The following is a 19,063-nucleotide window of genomic DNA, read 5'->3' as shown; positions in this document are numbered from 1 at the left end:
TTTATTTATAGATTACTTTAATACCACCGTCTTGAGTCACGCGCAAGGAGATCCTGAATCAGACAAAATAAAAGGCGGAAAAATTAAACAAAAATAGTATCGTAGTCAAATCAGTAACAATTTACTGGTTTTTATTATTAATTCTAATAGATTGTAATTCAGGGATATGATTCATGAATAACGTTATCAGTAGTAAAGATAACCATAATCACACGTTGGTGTTTACAGGCAAGGGCGGAAAGTATTTTGTTATTTGCCTTGTGAATTTCTTGTTGACGTGTATCACGTTGGGAATCTATGCGCCGTGGGCGATGGTGAAATGTCGACGTTATATTTATACTAATATGACGCTAAACAATCAGCCTTTTGCTTACAAAGCCACGGGCGGCGCATTATTTATTAGTGTGTTGTTAGTTTTTATTATTTATATTGTTAGCCTCTCTCTTATTGAACACGGTCATCCCGGTCTCGGTTTTACGCTATTCGGCTTATTAATTGCGATTATTCCTTTTATGGCGGTGAAAGGATTACAGTATCAGGCGATGATGACTTCGCTTAATGGCGTACATTTTGGATTCCAGTGTTCCATGCGGCGCGCCTGGTGGTACATGTTCGCTCTCCCGGTACTCCTGATGGTGGCGCTTTATATTGTTCTTTATATTATCTCACTGGTAACCATCGCCGTCGGCGGTTTAGTGTTCAATATCGTTTTTCTCGGTTTGCTGGCTATTATTGGGATAGGGGTCATTAACGGTATTACCTACAGCAAATGGATGACCTTGTTTGGCAATGGCGCAAACTTTGGCATTCATCGTTTCTCGATTCAGGTTAATGTTAAAACGTGCATCAGAGGGTGCGTGTTGGCAATGTTGACCCTTTTCCCTTTTGCTGTCGTGATTGGTTATCTAATCGCGCCGGTGTTCACCGACATGATTCTTTTGAGTATGATGGGGAATGCGCAGGCAGGAGGGGCGCTTATTCTGCAATATTATGGCCAGATAATGGCATGTTATTTCCTCTATTTTCTCGCGATTATGGTGGTAACCAGTTACTTATATGTGGCGTTACGCAACCTGTTTTTAAACAATTTGTCACTGGCGAACGATTCGATTCGTTTTCATTCCTCTGTCACTGCACACGGTATGCTGTGGCGGTTACTGGTGGTGTTTGTGATTTCCGGCGTGACGTTAGGGCTGGCTTATCCGTGGTTGAAAATTTGGCTGGTGAGCTGGCTGGCGCAGAATACACAGGTCCAGGGCGATCTGGATTCGCTTGAGTTAACCAATGATGAGAAGCCGCTGGAAAACAGTCTGCTAATGTGGATTTCTCGTGGCATCATGCCTTACTTCCCGTTTATCTGATGTAAAAAGGCCGACGTTTACGTCGGCCCATAATTCATGTTGTCGGATGGCGGCGTGAATGCCTTATCCGGCCTACCGATCGCGCCATGTCAATAAGCGAACGTGTAGGCCTGGTAAGCGAAGCGCCATCAGGCTTTCAGATTACAGCGCGCTAATAACCGCCTGCTGCTCAATCAGCTTCGCTTTCGCTTCTGCGTAACCGTCCAGCTTCTCACGCTCTTTGGCAATCACCGCTTCCGGCGCGCGGGCAACGAAACCTTCGTTGGACAGTTTGCCTTCGATACGGGCAATCTCGCCTTCGATTTTCGCCACTTCTTTCGCCAGACGCGCCAGCTCATCGTCTTTGTTGATGAGGCCAGCCATCGGGATCAGCAGTTCGGCGCCGTCGATGATTTTGGTCACGGAAACCGGGCCTTTGTCATCGGCTGGCAGCACGGTGATGCTTTCCAGACGCGCCAGGGTTTGCAGGAAGCTACGGTTGTCGTTAACACGACGAACGGCTTCTTCACTACAGCCGCGCAGCAGCAGTTCCAGCGGTTTGCCCGGGGCGATGTTCATTTCCGCACGAATGTTACGTACTGCGACGATCGCCTGCTTCAGCCACTCGGTATCGGCCAACGCGGCTTCATCCACCTGTGCGGCGTTATATTCCGGGAACGGCTGCAGCATGATGGTGTCGGCGGTAATGCCACAGATAACCTTCACGCGCTGCCAGATGGTTTCGGTAATGAACGGGATGATAGGATGCGCCAGGCGCAGCAGACCTTCCAGAACGGTGACCAGCGTATGGCGGGTGCCGCGCAGTTCAGACTCGGAACCCCCGGTCATTACCGGCTTGGTCAGCTCCAGATACCAGTCGCAGAACTGGTTCCAGGTGAATTCATACAGAATGCCCGCGGCGATATCGAAGCGGAAGCTGTCCAGCGCGTCGCGGTAGGCTTTAACGGTCTGGTTGAATTCCGCCAGGATCCAGCGGTCCGCCAGCGACAGCGTCATTTCGCCGCCGTTGAAGCCGCAATCCTGCTCTTCGGTGTTCATCAGCACAAAGCGGCTGGCGTTCCACAGCTTGTTACAGAAGTTACGATAACCTTCCAGACGCTTCATATCCCAGTTGATATCGCGGCCGGTCGAAGCCAGTGCCGCCAGGGTAAAGCGCAGGGCGTCGGTGCCGTGCGGCTCGATGCCATTCGGGAACTGCTTCTCGGTACGCTTGCGAATTTTCTCCGCCATCTGCGGCTGCATCATGTTGCCGGTGCGTTTTTCCAGCAGTTCCGGCAGGGAGATGCCGTCCACCATATCCAGCGGGTCGATAACGTTACCCTTGGATTTGGACATCTTCTGGCCTTCGTCGTCGCGAATCAGACCGGTCATATAGACGGTATGGAACGGCACCTGCGGCTTGCCGTTTTCATCTTTGATGAAGTGCATGGTCATCATGATCATGCGGGCAATCCAGAAGAAGATGATATCGAAGCCGGACACCATCACGCTGGTGGGGTGGAACTGACGCAGCGCGTCGGTGTTTTCCGGCCAGCCGAGGGTGGAGAAAGTCCACAGCGCGGAGGAGAACCAGGTATCGAGAACGTCTTCGTCCTGACGAAGCTGAACGTCGGCACCAAGGTTGTTTTCCTGACGCACTTCGTCTTCTGTACGGCCAACGTAGACGTTGCCGTCGTTGTCATACCATGCCGGGATACGGTGACCCCACCACAGTTGACGAGAGATACACCAGTCCTGGATATCACGCATCCAGGAGAAGTACATGTTTTCGTACTGCTTCGGCACGAACTGAATGTCGCCGTTTTCAACCGCTTCCACCGCCGGTTTCGCCAGCACGTCTGCACGCACATACCACTGGTCGGTTAGCATCGGTTCGATAACCACGCCGCCACGGTCGCCGTAAGGGACGGTCAGGTCGTGCGGTTTAATTTCTTCCAGCAGGCCCAGCGCGTCAACGGCAGCAACGACTGCTTTACGGGCAGCAAAGCGTTCCAGCTTCTGGAACTCAGCCGGAATCTCGCTGGAATAAACGTCAGACTCTTCACCTTTGGTATCGAACACTTCCGCGCTTTCGCGGATGTCGCCGTCAAAGGTCAGGATGTTGATCATCGGCAAGGCGTGACGTTTCCCGACTTCGTAGTCATTAAAGTCGTGCGCCGGGGTGATCTTCACGCAGCCGGTGCCTTTTTCCATATCGGCATGTTCGTCGCCAACGATAGGAATGCGGCGGTTAACCAGCGGCAGAATAACGAATTTGCCAATCAGATCTTTATAACGCGGATCTTCCGGGTTCACGGCCACGCCGGTATCGCCCAGTACGGTTTCCGGACGGGTGGTGGCGACGACCAGGTAATCTTTACCGTCTGCGGTTTTCGCGCCATCGGCCAGCGGATAGCGGATGTGCCACATCGAGCCTTTGGACTCGCGGTTTTCCACTTCCAGGTCAGAGATGGCGGTGCGCAGTTTCGGGTCCCAGTTCACCAGGCGTTTGCCACGGTAAATCAGGTCTTCTTTGTACAGGCGAACAAAGACTTCTTTCACGGCATTGGAAAGGCCTTCGTCCATGGTGAAGCGCTCGCGTTCCCAGTCAACGGAGTTGCCGAGACGGCGCATCTGACGGGTAATGGTGCCGCCGGATTCCGCTTTCCACTGCCAGATTTTGTCGATAAACGCATCGCGGCCGTAGTCGTGACGGGTTTTACCTTCTTCAGCGGCAATCTTGCGCTCAACCACCATCTGGGTCGCGATCCCGGCGTGGTCGGTGCCGACCTGCCACAGAGTGTTTTTACCCTGCATACGCTGGTAACGGATCATGGTATCCATGATGGTTTGCTGGAAAGCATGTCCCATATGCAAACTGCCGGTGACGTTCGGCGGCGGGATCATGATGCAGAAGGACTCTTTGCTTTCGTCGCCGTTAGGCTTGAAATAGCCCTGCTTTTCCCAGTGCTCGTAAAGCGGCTGTTCGATATCTTGGGGGTTATATGTCTTTTCCATTATTTCCAGGTTGCCGTATTCAGGTTAAAACCAGCCACGCGGTAGGCTTTGTAGCGTTCGCGCGCCAGTTGTTTCAAAGTTTCTTCGTAAGGGACGAAGTCTACCACTTCTGTGAAAGCGGTGGCAAAATCTGCAAAGCTTGTACGCAGGCTGATTAAAATATCGCGCGGGCTGCTGTTGCGTTTTTGCGGCCAGGCAATTTCAACCGGCGCGCCGCCGCGTGGGCCTTCGCCTGCCAGATTGTGCGGGACAAAACTTTCCGCCGGTCTTGCCCACAGCGCTTCATCCAACCGAATGGCCTGCTTCTCATCTTCGCAGGCGATCAGCACGCGCTTGCCGGCGCGCCAACGTTCTGCGGCAATTTCACACACCAGTTGTTCAACGGCGCTTAAACCATTGACGGTAGTGTCATTATCCAGAAGATAGAACGTCGCATTCTTCATATATGGGGCTTCTTGTGGTGGATTTAAATGCGTTGCCATGATGCCTCCCGTAGGCCGGATAAGCGCAGCGCCATCCGGCAAAACGCCTGATGGCGGCGCTAATGCGCCTTATCAGGCCTACGGGGTAATCTCAAACTTACTCTTCGCCGTTAAAGCCCGCGCGATTGAGCAGGAACTGCGACAACAGCGCTACCGGACGCCCCGTCGCGCCTTTCGCTTTGCCGGAGCGCCAGGCGGTGCCGGCGATATCCAGGTGCGCCCAGTTATACTTACGGGTAAAGCGCGACAGGAAGCAGCCCGCGGTGATGGCGCCGCCAGGACGACCACCAATGTTTGCCATATCCGCAAAGTTGGACTCCAGTTGTTCCTGGAACTCATCGCCCAGCGGCAGACGCCACGCGCGGTCGCCCGCCTGCTCGGACGCGCCGATCAGCTCATGCGCCAGCGGGTTATGGTTCGACATCAGACCGGTAATGTGATGGCCCAGCGCAATCACGCAGGCCCCGGTTAGCGTCGCGACGTCAATGACGGCTTCCGGTTCGAAGCGTTCAACGTAGGTCAGCACGTCGCACAAAACCAGACGGCCTTCGGCGTCGGTGTTCAGGACTTCAACGGTTTGACCAGACATGGTGGTCAGCACGTCGCCCGGACGATACGCGCGTCCGCCCGGCATGTTTTCACAGCCCGCCAGTACGCCGATAACGTTAATCGGTAGCTGAAGCTCGGCGACCATACGCATCACGCCGTAAACCGCCGCCGCGCCGCACATATCGTACTTCATCTCGTCCATCCCTTCAGATGGCTTGATGGAGATGCCGCCGGAGTCGAAGGTCAGGCCTTTACCCACCAGCACGATCGGGCGCGCGTCTTCGGACGGATTGCCCTTGTACTCAATCACCGACATCAGCGATTCATTCTGCGAACCGTGGCCGACCGCCAGATAAGCGTTCATACCCAGTTCGCGCATTTGCTGTTCGCCGATTACGCGGGTGATGACATTTTTGCTGTAGCTGTCGGCCAACTGGCGCGCCTGTGACGCCAGGTAGGCGGCGTTACAGATATTGGGCGGCATGTTGCCGAGATCTTTCGCTGCCTTAATCCCGGCGGCGATGGCCAGACCGTGCTGAATGGCGCGTTCGCCGCTGGTGAGCTCACGGCGGGTCGGCACATTAAAGACCATCTTACGTAGCGGGCGGCGCGGCTCGCTCTTGTTGGTCTTGAGTTGATCAAAGCTATAAAGCGTCTCTTTGGCCGTTTCGACGGCCTGACGCACTTTCCAGTAGTTGTTGCGGCCTTTGACGTGCAGTTCGGTCAGGAAACAGACGGCTTCCATCGAACCGGTATCATTCAGAGTATTTATCGTTTTCTGAATAACCTGCTTATACTGACGTTCATCAAGCTCGCGCTCTTTGCCGCAACCAATGAGGAGGATTCGCTCGGAAAGAACGTTAGGAACATGGTGCAGCAACAGAGTCTGCCCCGGTTTTCCTTCCAGTTCGCCGCGACGCAGCAATGCGCTGATGTATCCGTCGCTAATTTTGTCGAGCTGTTCTGCAATCGGAGAAAGGCGACGCGGTTCAAAGACGCCCACGACAATGCAGGCACTCCGCTGTTTCTCCGGGCTACCGCTTTTTACACTGAACTCCATGCACTATGCTCCTGAATCTTAAAGACAACAGTGGTGGCTACAGCTATACTCGTCGTCTTTCAAGTTGCAGATGCGTTGGCTGCGCCTGCTCACCCCTGTCGCTTACCTGATGTAAGCTCCGGGGCTCCACAGTCTTGCCGCCTGCCTGCAACTCGAAATCCATTAGAGTATAGAAATTGAAAGCTTTCGTAACTCATATCCGCTGTTGCGGTGACTTCGTGTTAATCTTAACGTTATTACGGCATTGGCACGTCAGAACAAGTTCTGAGAGGTGAATCCGCTGAGTATAATGATCTTAGCGATGATTTCGACGACTCAAGAGAATAAATGACGTTTAAGCCATGAAACAAGCTAAATTCCAGCAAAAAAATGGGTTTTTACGGGCGTATTTAAAGTGATAATCATAAGATATCTGGTGCGGGAGACGCTCAAAAGCCAGCTGGCGATACTCTTCATCTTACTTTTGATCTTCTTTTGTCAAAAGTTAGTGAGGATTCTCGGCGCGGCGGTTGACGGCGATATTCCCGCAAATCTGGTGCTCTCGCTTCTGGGGCTGGGCGTACCGGAAATGGCGCAGCTCATCCTGCCTTTAAGCCTGTTCCTGGGGCTGCTGATGACGCTGGGCAAACTGTATACCGAAAGTGAAATTACGGTCATGCACGCCTGTGGGTTGAGCAAAGCCGTGCTGGTAAAGGCCGCCATGGTACTGGCGTTATTTACCGGTATCCTTGCGGCGGTTAACGTGATGTGGGCCGGTCCCTGGTCGTCAAAACACCAGGATGAAGTGCTGGCGGAGGCGAAAGCGAACCCCGGTATGGCGGCGCTGGCGCAGGGGCAATTCCAGCAGGCGACCAACGGCAGCTCGGTGCTGTTTATCGAAAGCGTTGATGGCAGCGACTTCCACGATGTTTTCCTGGCGCAGATTCGCCCTAAGGGCAATGCTCGTCCTTCTGTGGTAGTGGCTGATTCCGGACACCTTACTCAGTTGCGCGATGGTTCCCAGGTTGTCACCTTAAACAAAGGGACACGTTTTGAAGGAACGGCGTTGCTACGCGATTTTCGCATCACCGACTTCCAGAACTATCAGGCGATTATTGGCCATCAGGCCGTGGCGCTGGACCCGAACGATACCGACCAGATGGACATGCGCACGCTGTGGAATACCGACAACGATCGCGCTCGCGCCGAGCTGCACTGGCGTATCACGTTAGTCTTTACCGTATTTATGATGGCGCTGATGGTCGTGCCGCTCAGCGTGGTGAATCCACGTCAGGGGCGCGTCTTGTCTATGTTGCCCGCCATGCTGCTTTATCTGCTGTTCTTCCTGATCCAGACCTCCATTAAATCGAATGGCGGTAAAGGCAAACTGGACCCGGTTATCTGGATGTGGGCGGTCAACCTGATCTATCTGGCGTTGGCGATTGGTTTAAACCTGTGGGATACGGTGCCGGTCCGCCGCCTGCGTGCCCGTTTTCTGCGTAAAGGAGCGGTATAATGCAGCCATTTGGTGTACTTGACCGCTATATCGGTAAAACCATTTTTACCACCATCATGATGACGTTGTTCATGCTGGTGTCGCTCTCCGGGATCATCAAGTTTGTCGATCAGCTGAAAAAAGCGGGGCAGGGTAACTACGACGCGCTGGGCGCGGGTATGTACACCCTGCTCAGCGTACCTAAGGATATCCAGATCTTCTTTCCTATGGCGGCGCTGCTTGGCGCGTTGCTGGGACTGGGGATGCTGGCGCAGCGTAGCGAACTGGTGGTGATGCAGGCATCGGGTTTCACCCGTATGCAGGTGGCGCTGTCGGTGATGAAAACGGCTATCCCCCTGGTGCTGTTAACCATGGCGATCGGCGAATGGGTCGCCCCGCAGGGCGAGCAGATGGCGCGTAACTATCGTGCGCAGGCGATGTATGGCGGTTCGCTGCTTTCCACCCAGCAAGGTCTGTGGGCGAAAGACGGGAATAACTTTGTCTATATTGAACGGGTGAAGGGCGACGAGGAGCTGGCCGGCATTAGTATTTACGCTTTCAACGATCAGCGTCGTTTGCAGTCGGTGCGTTACGCCGCTTCGGCAAAATTCGACCCGGAGCATAAGGTCTGGCGTTTGTCGCAGGTGGATGAGTCCGATCTGCAAAACCCGAAACAGATCACCGGTTCGCAGACGGTGAGCGGTACCTGGAAAACGAATCTGACGCCGGATAAGTTAGGTGTGGTGGCGCTGGACCCGGATGCGCTTTCCATCAGCGGTCTGCATAACTACGTTAAATATCTGAAGTCGAGCGGACAGGACGCCGGACGTTATCAGCTCAATATGTGGAGTAAAATCTTCCAGCCGCTCTCCGTGGCGGTGATGATGCTGATGGCGCTGTCGTTTATCTTTGGACCGCTGCGTAGTGTGCCGATGGGCGTGCGCGTGGTGACGGGGATTAGCTTCGGCTTCGTCTTTTACGTTCTCGACCAGATTTTTGGCCCGCTGACGCTGGTATACGGCATTCCGCCGATTGTCGGCGCGCTGCTGCCGAGCGCGTCTTTCTTCCTGATTAGCCTGTGGCTAATGCTGCGTAAGTCGTAATCACAGGCCGCCATCCGGCAATGCAGTAAAGCGCAGTGCCTGATGGCGCTGCGCTTATCCGGCCTACCAGGACCCGTAGGCCTGATAAGTCCTTTCCGCCGCCATCCGGCAGACCGCCTGGTATTCCTCGAATGATGTAGCGCGTAACCTGACGCGTGGCGCTTTTGGCTACGCGTTAAGCACAGACAGGCTGCGGGAAAGAGCATAAACGCAGTAGTTCAAAAATTTATAATGTGTTGCCGTGATAAATCTGATAACCCAAATCAATCGTATTATGGTTGAGATCGTTATTTTTAATTTTATTGAGCAACATCTGCGCGGCCCTGCGCCCGATCTCAAAACGAGGGGTAATTACGCTGGCGAGGCTCGGTATCATTTGCCTGCCCATCTCCAGACCGTGGAAGCCGGCGATGGAGATCTGCTCCGGTACGGCCAGTTGACGCTCGCGGCACCACAGTAGAGCGCCCATTGCGATATCGTCGTTAGTACAAAAGACGCCATCCACGTCCGGGTGCGCAGTAAGCGCATCACGCATTAGCTGTATCCCCAGATGGATAGAGGAGATAGCGCGGGGATTGATGCGCAACGGCGCCAGCCCCCGGCGCGTCATCGCATCGCAGTAGCCATGATAACGCTGTTCATCACGGATATCGTCTTTTGAACCCAGATAGAGAATTTTCCGCCGCTGGCGTTTATCCAGCATGGTGCTGACCATATCAAAGGCGGCCTGACGGTTATCAAACCCCACCTCCATATCTAAGCGATCGCCCTGGATATCCATGAGTTCTACAATCGGAAGGGTAGCTGAGCGCAGGAATTTGACGGTTCTGAGGGTATGATATTTTTCTGAAAGAATAATGCCGTCGATATTGTAGGACAATAAATTGATAACGGACTCTTCTTCCGAATCGCGATTGTAATTGTAATTCGCAATGAGAGTTTGGTAGTTATGACCCGACGTTACGGATTCAATCCCGGCAAGAATGTCGGCAAACAACTGGTTCTGAAAAGAGGGGATCAGCACGCCCAGAGTGTAACTTTGCGCGTTTAACAGCATAGCTGGCGCGCGATTTGGTATGTAGTTAATTTCTTCCATGATCTGCGCAATACGCTCGCCGGTTTCCCTGGCGACTTTTTTCGGCGAGCGGATGTAACGGCTCACCGTCATTTTTGTCACGCCAGCAAGCGTAGCGATATCCTGCAAAGAAATTCTGTGATTCCTCATGTTTTCTCCAGTACCGGGGGCGGGAACGTCGCCCCCATGGTTAATTGGGCTGCGGATGATGAATTAATGCAGAACCGCATTCAGCGCCAGTACGCCCAGCAACCCCATGACAGAAATCAATGTTTCCATAACGGTCCAGGTGCGTAGGGTTTCCCCGACGCTAAGATTAAAATACCCTTTAAACAGCCAAAAACCGGGATCGTTAACATGTGATGCAATAACGCTTCCCGCGCCTGTCGCCAGTACCATTAACGCCGGATCGGCGTGGGTTACGTTAATAATCGGCAATACGACGCCCGCTGTGGTTATCGCGGCCACGGTCGCGGAACCTAACGCAATACGCAGCACGGCGGCTACCGTCCAGCACATTAATAACGGAGATAGCGAGGTGCCGGTCATTAATTGCGAGATATATTGACCCACGCCGCTATCCACCAGCACTTGCTTAAACGCGCCGCCGCCCGCGATGATAAAAACAATCATCGCAATAGCGCCAATGGACTCGCCGACGATATCCATCACCTGCTCAACCGTACGTCCATTGCGTCGCCCCAGCGTAAAAATGGCGATGATAATGGCAATAAACAACGCCACTGCTGGATTACCGATAAATTCGAAGAAAACCCGCACGGCATTCGTTTTTGGCAGCGTGATTTCACATACCGCTGCGATGGCCATCAGAATGACCGGGATCACGGCGGCAAAAATACTGTTCCAGAATGACGGCATCTCTTCTTCACTGAATAGGTGAGGATTAAATAATCCTTCAGGCGGCGCTTTTTCAAATCGCGCCAGCAATTTTGAAAACAGAGGGCCGGCAACAATCACTGTCGGTATGGTAATGATTAACCCATACAGCAGGGTCGTACCGAGATTTGCCTCAAAAATTGTCGCAATAGCGGTAGGGCCGGGATGCGGCGGCAGGAAGCAGTGCGTAACGGATAAGGCGGCGACCATTGGAACCCCGACATACAGCAAGGGCAGTCCCGATGAGGCCACAATCGTAAAAACGAGCGGCAACAGCAGTACGAATCCGACTTCAAAAAACATTGCCAGGCCGACGATAAGCCCGGTGATCACCAGCGCCCATTGCACGCGTTTTTTGCCGAACGTATTAATGAGCGTCGTCGCAATGCGCTGCGCGGCGCCGGTATCGGAAATTAATCTTCCCAGCATCGCGCCAAAACCGAGGATCATGGCGAGTCCGCCCAGAGTACCGCCAATTCCGTTTTGTATGGAGTGCAGGACGTCTTGTGCGCCCATCCCTTCGGCAAATCCCACCACGGCGGCAACCAGAACAAGGGCGATAAAGCCGTTAACTTTAAAGCCAATCATTAAGACCAACAGCAGCGCAACGCCTGCCGCAATAATTATTAATGGCATATTCGTCTCTCTTATTAGCGCCAAAATAGCAGCGCTTACGCGCTGCATCGTATTTCCCTGGTCAGACGGCAACCAGCATACCGCCATCGACAAACAGCAGATGTCCGTTAACAAAGTCGGAGGCTTTTGACGAGAGAAACACCGCTGCGCCAATAAGCTCCTGGGGATCGCCCCAGCGTGCGGCAGGCGTACGTTTGCATAGCCAGGAGGTGAAGGCTTCATCTTCAACCAGCGCTTTGGTCATCTCCGTTTTGAAGTATCCCGGCGCAATACCGTTGACCTGGATATTATGACGCGCCAGCTCCACGCACATGCCGCGAGTCAGCATCTTCACGGCACCCTTCGACGCGGCGTATGGCGTAATCGTGTCGCGGCCCAGCTCGCTTTGCATCGAACAGATGTTGATCACTTTTCCTGCCTGCCGCGCCACCATACGGCGCGTAACGGCCTGAGAGACGAGAAAAACCGCGGTCTGATTTACGGCGATGACGTCATTCCACTCCTGCTCGGGAAACTCAGTAAACGGATGACGGCGCTGGATACCGGCGTTATTTATCAGGACGTCAATGACGCCGATATCTTTTTCGATATGTTCAACCGCAGCTTCAATATCCTGTTTATGGGTGACATTAAAGGGAGCGGCAATAGCCTTTATCCCTTCCTGCTGAAGTTTCGTCACGGCTGTTTCGGCGCGCTCCGGGGTAATATCGTTAACAATAATGCGCGCGCCATAGCGACCAAGACCGGTTGCCAGCAAATAACCAATTCCCTGAGCGGCTCCGGTGATAAGGATATTTTTACCTGCCAGTGAAAAAAGATCGTTCATGATAGTGTCCCTTATTTTACTTTCTCAGAAAACGAGCTGAACTTTTGCCGCCTGTGTTTTGTCTCCGGCAAAGATCAGCGCTGCTTCCAGGTCGGTAAATGGATATTCCGCGCTCAGTAACGGCAGCGGATTGATAACGCGGTTGGCAAGCCAGGAAACCGCAGTATTAAATTCGGTAGTAAAACGGAAAGAGCCTTTCAGGGAGATCTCTTTGCTTATTACCATCATCATCGGGAAGTTGGGAACTGCGCCGCCCATGCCAACCTGCACCATCACGCCTTTGGCCCGTGTGACTTCCAGACACGTTGAGATAGAGGAAGGATGCCCAGAGACTTCAAAACTGATATCGAAATACCCTTTTTCTGCTTTCCAGTCATCGAGAGAATCATGCTGTGGGTTCACCAGCGTATCCGCGCCCATCTGCCGGGCCAGCGAGAGAGAACGGGTACTGATATCGGCACATACCACTTCCGCCGCGCCCAGCGTTTTTACCGCGCTAACAATCAGGCAGCCGATAGGGCCAACGCCGGAGATAAAGACGCGTTTGCCTTGCAGATCGCCCGCCTCATGAGCCGCATGAATGGCAACCGCCAGCGGTTCGGCAAAGGCCATGGCTTTTTCGTCCGCCTGTTCCGGCCAGGGAATGCACTGAGCGGTATCGACAGCTTTAAATCGGGTAAAACCGCCATCGACATGCGGAAAATACATGGCGCTGCCAAAGAAACGCATTTCAGTACAGTGGTTTTCTTCATGCTGCAGACAGTATTTGCAATGACCGCAAGGCTTCGATGGATTAATCGCTACCGGTTGTCCTTCACGTAATAAATCTGAGTCGCTATGAACGATTTTGCCAATCACTTCATGACCTAAAATCATTGGCGCTTTTACTGTAAAATTGCCGACTTTGCCTTCCTGATAATAATGTAAGTCAGACCCACAAATGCCGCCACGGGTAATTTGTACGAGTGTTCCTTTATTATTCCATTCAATATTTTGTTCCGTAACGGCAACAGCACGCTTACCCGCAACAACGCAGGATTGAGTTTTTACTTCCATAAATTCCTCACTGGTCAGGTAGTTACCCTGAACGCATTTAAGCGGTTTTATTTGTCATTATTTGTGACTTATGTCACGCTGGAAAATTGTTACACTACAATGTTACGCATAACGTGATGTGCCTTAGAGTTCTTCTCTATGGAAATTAAAAAACGTGAAATTGTCGAACGTAGAGGCGTAATATTGTGGTGTGGAATATGACTCAGAGGTATTTAAATGGCCGGGGAAAGCTATATTTTAATGGGTGTTTCAGGTAGTGGTAAGTCTTTAATAGGCAGCAAAATTGCAACATTATTTTCTGCGAAGTTTATTGACGGCGATGATCTCCATCCGGCGAAAAACATTGATAAAATGTCTCAGGGAATACCGTTAACTGATGAAGACCGCTTACCCTGGCTGGAACGATTAAATGACGCTTCATACAGTCTTTATAAAAAAAATGAGACGGGATTTATTGTCTGCTCGTCATTAAAAAAACAGTACCGCGATATTTTACGTAAGAGCAGCCCTAACGTACATTTCCTGTGGCTGGATGGCGATTACGCCACCATTCTGCAGCGAATGCAGCGTCGTGCCGGGCATTTTATGCCGCCAGACCTGCTGCAAAGTCAGTTTGACGCGCTGGAGCGACCCTGTGCTGATGAACATGATATTGCGCGTATCGATGTTAATCATGACATCGAGCACGTGACGGAGCAGTGCCGACTGGCTGTACAGGCTTTTCGTCAGGCACTCAGCGCTTCCTGATCATGGTCAAAGCGCTGAGTCAGGCGGTCAGAAGTCAGCTTTTAGCACTACACGATAGCGGGCTTTGCCGTCGCGAACGTGCTGAATAGCCTCGTTGATTTGTGACATTGCGAACATTTCCGTGGTGGGCGCGACTTTGCTGCGTCCGGCGAATTTCATCAGTTTGCGAAGTTCATATGGCGTTCCGGTTGCCGAGCCTGAGATACTGCGATCGCCGGCAATTAATGTAAACGCCGGTACGGGCAGCGGCTTCAATACGGCCCCAACGGTATGGAAGTTGCCGCCATAGGTCAGCGCTTCGAAGTAGGGCTGCCAGTCGAGATCGACGTTGACTGTGTTAATAATGAGATCGAACTGGCCCGCCAGTGCTTTTAACGCTTCCGGCTCGCGGCTGTTCACCACGTTATTGGCCCCCATTGCCAGCACTTCCTGCTCTTTCGATGGATTTGAGCTGAACGCGGTGACTTCGCAGCCCATTGCATGTAACAGCTTTATGGCGATATGCCCCAGCCCGCCGATACCGATGACGCCAACGCGGCTGGTAGCAGTAATATGGTGCATCAGTAGCGGTTTAAAGACCGTAATGCCGCCACATAACAGCGGGCCTGCGGACGCCATATCTATATTCTCCGGAAGAGGAATTACCCACTGCCAGCCCGCGCGAAGCTTCTCGGCAAAACCGCCACGATTGAGGATAGTGGGCACTGCGCCTTCCTGGCAGTTAATTTGATTGCCGCTGATACAGGCATCGCAGTGTCCGCAGCTGCGCGCCGTCCAGCCGATTCCAACGCGCTGGCCGACTTTTAGCCCCTTATCCTGTGCCGCGCTGCCGAGTGCGGCCACCCGACCGATGACCTCATGTCCGGCAACCAGAGGGTATTGAGAGAACCCCCATTCATTGTCGATCATCGACAGATCGGAATGGCAGATCCCGCAGTAGTCGACCCGTACCTCGACATCTTCCGGTTGGAGTTCTCCCGCATCATATTCATAGAGTTCGAGCTCGCCGCCCGCCTCTTTGGCGGCATAGCTTTTTATTATCGTCATTGTGCTTCCCTTAATGTGGTGTTGAACTGAAAAGTGTAGAGCATGGAGGCAAGGGACGCCCGGCGTTAATCTGCTGGAGAAGGCGGGAAGTAGCCTGATTATTCTATTTAATACTCAATGCTGCTGAAATTTTCAGCACTTAGCGAAACAGGTGTACGCTCGTGCTTGCATGGCGGCGTATGACAGGTATAATCCACAACGTTTTCCGCATACCTCTTCAGTGCCGAAGTGGCGAAATCGGTAGACGCAGTTGATTCAAAATCAACCGTAGAAATACGTGCCGGTTCGAGTCCGGCCTTCGGCACCAAAAGCATGTAAATGGACCTCAATTGAGGTCTTTTTTTATGCCTGAAATCCGCGCCACACAAAGCTTTCCGCGATTTTTCCTTCAACTGAAGTCAATCTAACTCAACCCACATCAACAAGCTTGTGAGTATACTAATGAGTATATTTTCCGATTCTATATTGCTTGTATACTCACGAGATACCAATCGAAGGAGGTCCATCATGACCTAACGGATACTAAAGTTCGTTCTGCGAAACCTGAGGATAAAGAGTATTCACTTGTTGACGGTGACGGCATGTTCCTTACTTGTAAAACCTAAATAGCTGCGCCAAATAGTAGATCACTTTGAGGGAACTCAGCCCGGATTGTGCGATCTGATCAATCGCCAAAAATCACGAATCACCAACCGGACTGAGCGATGCCGATCATAGCACCAATTCCCCGTGACGAACGACGCCTGATGTAGAAAGCTATCCATAATCTTCCGCTAAACAGACCATCAGCGCTCAGATTCCAGTTGAGTTGGCTCTTGCCGTTGAGAATCTGGCTGTAGAGCTGGATCGTTCAAAGAGCTGGGTCATAAAGGAAGCATTACTCTCCATGCTGGCTGAAAGAGAGCGACGTCACCAGAGCATCCAGGCCGGTCTTGCCGATGTGGATGCCGGTCGTGTGGTGAGTCATTCGGACATGGTGGATTTCGCTAACCGTTTAAAGGAAACATGACAGGCAAAGATATTGCTATCCGAGATAGTCGCCTCTCATTGCCATTTGCTTAAATACTCCCCATACTAGATACATGTGTTTATTACACGTGTAATTTCAGGAGGCTCTATGTCGGGTATGAGTGTACGACATAAAAAAACAGTCAGTGTCACGCTGGAACCTGCATTGCTTCAGCAAGCCCGTGATGCAGGTATTAATCTGTCTGCGGTGCTTACCGCCGCGCTGAAAGAGGAAATCAGTGCCACAGGCGTTGAACGCTGGAAAGCAGAAAATAGAGCGGGTTTGCAGGAGCTCAATCGTATTACTGATGAGCACGGCCTTTTATCGGACGATTACAGGACGTTTTAATCATGCAATACATGGTTTATCGCAATAAAGGAAACAGCAAGGCTTATCCTTATTTACTTGATGTGCAAAGCGATATTATTGATGAACTGCATACTCGCATGGTTATCCCATTGTTTCCTGTGAGCAGGTTGGTAAATAACCCAGTTAAGCGCCTCACGCCCACTCTGAATGTGGAAGGTAATGACTATCTGGTGATGACTCACGAAATGGCGAGTATCAGGCTTTCGCAGATTGGTGATGAGGTGATGGACGTTCGTTCCCACAGGCAAACCATCAAAAATGCTCTCGATTTTATCTTTGACGGGTTCTGAATGGCTTGTAGGTCAAATGGAGAGTTGTTCACCGTTCTGGAGGGGACTTGACGCGCTTGAACCTGTGGAAGAAGATGAGGCGTGATTTTAAGTTAACTGCGTTTTCAGAGAATCGCGCATGAGTATACATGTGAGTATATATAGCGGTTCTCTTGTTTTGTAATCTTATTTACTTCAATAGGTTACGTCGAGAATCGCGGTGCGGCCTTCGCACCAAGTGATGCAATAATTAGCTACCTAAGGGTGGCTTTTTTTATGTCCATTTCCGTTCAGATTCGTCTATATCCATCTGTAATTCAAAGATAATTTATTTTTCTGTAATAGAGATATTTATTTTGTGGTCTTTCCGTGTTGGTCCTTTTTCATCCATTAACATCCACGCGATCTGGGGGCAAAAAGGGGCAAACCCGGTTCGATAGAGGAGTGCCCCCAAATGGCGCTTACAGATCTCGCAATCCGGCATGCCAGGCTGCCTGGCAAGGCATACAGGCTCTTTGACTGCCACGGTCTTTACATTCAGGTGAACCCCAGCGGATCCAAGCTGTGGTATCTGAAATTTCGCTTTGGAAACAAACAGAACCGTATGGCATTAGGCCCTTATCCGCTCATTTCTCTTGTACTGGCAAGGGAGAAGCAAGCGGATATAAGAAGGCTTATTTTAGAAGGCACTAATCCGGCGGAAAAACGCAGAGAGGACAAGCGGGGTGGCGAACCTCTTTAATACGTTTGAGTCCGTAGCGCGCGAATGGGGCGCCAGTAACGTGAACTGGTTTCGAAAATGTTCAGCAGTTTGTAAGAATGCTCCAATATTTCATCATCCAGTTGCGGCTTGCTGAATCGCCAGGCAAAGCGGCAAGGAGGATTGAGCGGTTTCAGAAGGACGGGCGAGGGGAAGTAGACCGAGAGTAGCAGATCGCCGTGAAGGGCATGGCGGATCAGGTCGGCGGGCAGCAACGTGATGTTGTGCTGCCGGATGACTTCTGCGGCCTCATCCAGCGTCAGCCACTCCTGGAGGATTTTGTGAGGGAGCATGGGGCGTTCCTTTTTGTGTTGTTGGTCGCGTGTCGTGCTTGTTGATGGTGAAAACCAGTGTGAGATGTTTTTGCTAAAACAACTAACCTGATCAGTTTAGTTAACGATCTTTTCAGACATAATCCGGTGATTATTTACGCTGGAAAAACAGGATGTAACATTGAATAGCTCGGAAGATGATTTGCTTGAAGTGGCGTGGTATTTGTCGAAGTACGGTAAATCTCAACCACCCGTGGGACTGGGTGTTCAGAAATGGAAAGAGGCTTATGCCTTGTTTTATCCCCGTTTTGGAGCGGGCAAAACTGCCAATGAGTTTCGCAATAGTCTGAAAAATAGTCGTGACCGTTTTGATTCTTGGCTTAGTGATGTGCGTGTCGGCTGGCTTGACGAGCAGGGCGCTCCTGCTGCGCTTTCTCATTCAGCGCAGCGTGTGCATCAGCGATTGAGTGTGCTTTCAGAGAGTGTGATTGAGCAGCGCGTTCTTTCGTTAATATCGACTGATGGAGATGAACAGGCGCAACGTGACTGTTTTATTATTCAGCAGGATAAAAGTATTGAAGATACCGTGCGCGAGCAGTTGATTGCTGCACGGCTGGGGCAGGGTACCTTTCGGAAAAATTGTCTCATGTTGTATCCGGCATGCCCTGTTACGGGGACGACGTTTGCGCCGTTACTGCGTGCCAGCCATATAAAACCGTGGGCTGCCTGCGAGAATGGGAATGAGCGTCTTGATCCTTATAATGGAATTATATTAGCTGCGCATATTGATATTCTATTCGATCAGGGATGGATTTCGTTTGAGAACGATGGGCGTTTATTAATTAGTGATGAACTGGATATTAACGTTAAAGAGCAGTGTTTGTTGCCGGAGAAAATAAAGGCGTTTCCTGTTGAATCGTATTGTTATCTAGGATGGCATCGGGAGAATTTGCTTCGATGAAAATTAAGTGAAACTGGATCGCGATTTGCGTTAAAAATTTGGTTACAACTCCTACCAATACTATTTTTTCTATAGTGCATGGTTTAATGCGCAAGATTACAAATATGTTATGA

The 19,063-nt window shown here is 51.5% G+C and carries 19 protein-coding genes and 1 tRNA gene; 11 read left to right on the top strand and 9 right to left on the bottom strand.

The genetic code is table 11. The features are described 5' to 3' along the window. Positions 1-173 precede the first annotated feature (173 nt). A complete protein-coding gene (locus tag OLG56_RS19145; protein WP_001066980.1) occupies positions 174-1,361 on the top strand; it encodes a YjgN family protein in 1,188 nt (395 codons plus the stop codon). A 141-nt stretch (positions 1,362-1,502) separates the two neighbouring features. On the opposite strand, the gene OLG56_RS19140 is transcribed toward OLG56_RS19145, so the two are convergent. The 3 genes from OLG56_RS19140 to pepA all read right to left on the bottom strand — a co-directional run bounded on the left by OLG56_RS19140 (position 1,503) and on the right by pepA (position 6,449). Continuing rightward, positions 1,503-4,358 carry a valine--tRNA ligase gene (locus OLG56_RS19140; protein WP_000416343.1) on the bottom strand — a complete coding sequence of 952 codons (2,856 nt, stop codon included), beginning with the start codon at positions 4,356-4,358 and terminating at the stop codon, positions 1,503-1,505. Then, complete coding sequence (gene holC / locus OLG56_RS19135) at positions 4,358-4,801, bottom strand: DNA polymerase III subunit chi (protein WP_001523689.1); 444 nt, start codon at positions 4,799-4,801, stop codon at positions 4,358-4,360. Before holC ends, OLG56_RS19140 begins: the two co-directional genes overlap by 1 nt. 136 nt (positions 4,802-4,937) lie before the next feature. Next, positions 4,938-6,449 carry a leucyl aminopeptidase gene (gene pepA / locus OLG56_RS19130; protein WP_000397158.1) on the bottom strand — a complete coding sequence of 504 codons (1,512 nt, stop codon included), beginning with the start codon at positions 6,447-6,449 and terminating at the stop codon, positions 4,938-4,940. 280 nt (positions 6,450-6,729) lie between these two features. Here pepA and OLG56_RS19125 point away from each other — a divergent pair, with 280 nt between their 5' ends. The 3 genes from OLG56_RS19125 (at position 6,730) to lptG (ending at position 9,026) form a co-directional block, all read left to right on the top strand. Then, entirely contained in the window at positions 6,730-6,780 is a 51-nt protein-coding gene (locus tag OLG56_RS19125) for a hypothetical protein (RefSeq protein WP_212724070.1), read from the top strand. A 63-nt stretch (positions 6,781-6,843) separates the two neighbouring features. Next, positions 6,844-7,944 carry an LPS export ABC transporter permease LptF gene (gene lptF / locus OLG56_RS19120; protein ID WP_000584132.1) on the top strand — a complete coding sequence of 367 codons (1,101 nt, stop codon included), beginning with the start codon at positions 6,844-6,846 and terminating at the stop codon, positions 7,942-7,944. After that, entirely contained in the window at positions 7,944-9,026 is a 1,083-nt protein-coding gene (gene lptG / locus OLG56_RS19115) for an LPS export ABC transporter permease LptG (protein ID WP_001182242.1), read from the top strand. Before lptF ends, lptG begins: the two co-directional genes overlap by 1 nt. Before the next feature lie 226 nt (positions 9,027-9,252). Here the strand turns inward: lptG and idnR are convergent, their stop codons facing one another. The 4 genes from idnR to idnD all read right to left on the bottom strand — a co-directional run bounded on the left by idnR (position 9,253) and on the right by idnD (position 13,516). Next, the gene (gene idnR / locus OLG56_RS19110) at positions 9,253-10,251 is read right to left on the bottom strand and encodes a DNA-binding transcriptional regulator IdnR (protein ID WP_001244064.1); all 999 of its coding nucleotides are present in this window, start codon (positions 10,249-10,251) and stop codon (positions 9,253-9,255) included. Positions 10,252-10,314: 63 nt separating this feature from the next. Beyond that, on the bottom strand, positions 10,315-11,634 hold the full coding sequence (gene idnT / locus OLG56_RS19105; protein ID WP_001128356.1) for a gnt-II system L-idonate transporter: 1,320 nt from the start codon (positions 11,632-11,634) through the stop codon (positions 10,315-10,317). Positions 11,635-11,695: 61 nt separating this feature from the next. After that, complete coding sequence (gene idnO, locus OLG56_RS19100; RefSeq protein WP_000998688.1) at positions 11,696-12,460, bottom strand: gluconate 5-dehydrogenase; 765 nt, start codon at positions 12,458-12,460, stop codon at positions 11,696-11,698. A 24-nt stretch (positions 12,461-12,484) separates the two neighbouring features. Beyond that, entirely contained in the window at positions 12,485-13,516 is a 1,032-nt protein-coding gene (gene idnD / locus OLG56_RS19095; protein WP_000453351.1) for an L-idonate 5-dehydrogenase, read from the bottom strand. Positions 13,517-13,732: 216 nt separating this feature from the next. On the opposite strand from idnD, the gene idnK reads away from it, so the two are divergent. Further along, on the top strand, positions 13,733-14,263 hold the full coding sequence (idnK, locus tag OLG56_RS19090; RefSeq protein WP_000896756.1) for a gluconokinase: 531 nt from the start codon (positions 13,733-13,735) through the stop codon (positions 14,261-14,263). 27 nt (positions 14,264-14,290) lie between these two features. Here idnK and ahr read toward each other — a convergent pair whose 3' ends face one another. Continuing rightward, positions 14,291-15,310 (bottom strand): NADPH-dependent aldehyde reductase Ahr, encoded by a 1,020-nt coding sequence (gene ahr, locus OLG56_RS19085; RefSeq protein WP_000152564.1) that lies wholly within the window; start codon positions 15,308-15,310, stop codon positions 14,291-14,293. A 222-nt stretch (positions 15,311-15,532) separates the two neighbouring features. Here ahr and OLG56_RS19080 point away from each other — a divergent pair. From OLG56_RS19080 to OLG56_RS19060, 5 genes are all read left to right on the top strand, one after another. Further along, positions 15,533-15,617 (top strand) — tRNA-Leu (locus OLG56_RS19080). Between the two features lie 477 nt (positions 15,618-16,094). After that, positions 16,095-16,319, top strand: coding sequence for a CopG family ribbon-helix-helix protein (locus OLG56_RS19075; protein WP_031233173.1), 225 nt, complete (start codon positions 16,095-16,097; stop codon positions 16,317-16,319). A 108-nt stretch (positions 16,320-16,427) separates the two neighbouring features. Continuing rightward, positions 16,428-16,667, top strand: coding sequence for a type II toxin-antitoxin system CcdA family antitoxin (locus OLG56_RS19070; protein WP_000016244.1), 240 nt, complete (start codon positions 16,428-16,430; stop codon positions 16,665-16,667). A gap of 2 nt (positions 16,668-16,669) precedes the next feature. Next, positions 16,670-16,978, top strand: coding sequence for a CcdB family protein (locus OLG56_RS19065; protein WP_001199743.1), 309 nt, complete (start codon positions 16,670-16,672; stop codon positions 16,976-16,978). Between the two features lie 433 nt (positions 16,979-17,411). Further along, complete coding sequence (locus OLG56_RS19060; protein WP_061377153.1) at positions 17,412-17,699, top strand: Arm DNA-binding domain-containing protein; 288 nt, start codon at positions 17,412-17,414, stop codon at positions 17,697-17,699. Here OLG56_RS19060 and OLG56_RS19055 read toward each other — a convergent pair. Further along, entirely contained in the window at positions 17,696-18,010 is a 315-nt protein-coding gene (locus OLG56_RS19055; RefSeq protein ID WP_061377152.1) for a hypothetical protein, read from the bottom strand. The two genes, OLG56_RS19060 and OLG56_RS19055, sit on opposite strands and share 4 nt — an antisense overlap. A 160-nt stretch (positions 18,011-18,170) precedes the next feature. On the opposite strand from OLG56_RS19055, the gene OLG56_RS19050 reads away from it, so the two are divergent. Further along, entirely contained in the window at positions 18,171-18,950 is a 780-nt protein-coding gene (locus tag OLG56_RS19050) for an HNH endonuclease (RefSeq protein WP_001088805.1), read from the top strand. Positions 18,951-19,063: the final 113 nt, after the last annotated feature.

It is taken from the genome of Salmonella sp. 2018103 (assembly GCF_026247685.1).
Taxonomy (GTDB): Bacteria; Pseudomonadota; Gammaproteobacteria; order Enterobacterales; family Enterobacteriaceae; genus Salmonella; species Salmonella enterica.
The sequence above is the reverse complement of the archived record's forward strand: the minus strand, read 5'-3'. Positions and strand labels throughout refer to the sequence as shown.

Coding starts and splice junctions, on each gene's coding strand:
- holC (WP_001523689.1), bottom strand. CDS start 4,801: ATGAAGAATGCGACGTTCTATCTTCTGGATAATGACACTACCGTCAAT.
- idnD (WP_000453351.1), bottom strand. CDS start 13,516: ATGGAAGTAAAAACTCAATCCTGCGTTGTTGCGGGTAAGCGTGCTGTT.
- OLG56_RS19140 (WP_000416343.1), bottom strand. CDS start 4,358: ATGGAAAAGACATATAACCCCCAAGATATCGAACAGCCGCTTTACGAG.
- OLG56_RS19060 (WP_061377153.1), top strand. CDS start 17,412: ATGGCGCTTACAGATCTCGCAATCCGGCATGCCAGGCTGCCTGGCAAG.
- OLG56_RS19070 (WP_000016244.1), top strand. CDS start 16,428: ATGTCGGGTATGAGTGTACGACATAAAAAAACAGTCAGTGTCACGCTG.
- idnR (WP_001244064.1), bottom strand. CDS start 10,251: ATGAGGAATCACAGAATTTCTTTGCAGGATATCGCTACGCTTGCTGGC.
- lptG (WP_001182242.1), top strand. CDS start 7,944: ATGCAGCCATTTGGTGTACTTGACCGCTATATCGGTAAAACCATTTTT.
- ahr (WP_000152564.1), bottom strand. CDS start 15,310: ATGACGATAATAAAAAGCTATGCCGCCAAAGAGGCGGGCGGCGAGCTC.
- idnO (WP_000998688.1), bottom strand. CDS start 12,460: ATGAACGATCTTTTTTCACTGGCAGGTAAAAATATCCTTATCACCGGA.
- pepA (WP_000397158.1), bottom strand. CDS start 6,449: ATGGAGTTCAGTGTAAAAAGCGGTAGCCCGGAGAAACAGCGGAGTGCC.
- OLG56_RS19065 (WP_001199743.1), top strand. CDS start 16,670: ATGCAATACATGGTTTATCGCAATAAAGGAAACAGCAAGGCTTATCCT.
- idnK (WP_000896756.1), top strand. CDS start 13,733: ATGGCCGGGGAAAGCTATATTTTAATGGGTGTTTCAGGTAGTGGTAAG.
- OLG56_RS19055 (WP_061377152.1), bottom strand. CDS start 18,010: ATGCTCCCTCACAAAATCCTCCAGGAGTGGCTGACGCTGGATGAGGCC.
- OLG56_RS19145 (WP_001066980.1), top strand. CDS start 174: ATGAATAACGTTATCAGTAGTAAAGATAACCATAATCACACGTTGGTG.
- idnT (WP_001128356.1), bottom strand. CDS start 11,634: ATGCCATTAATAATTATTGCGGCAGGCGTTGCGCTGCTGTTGGTCTTA.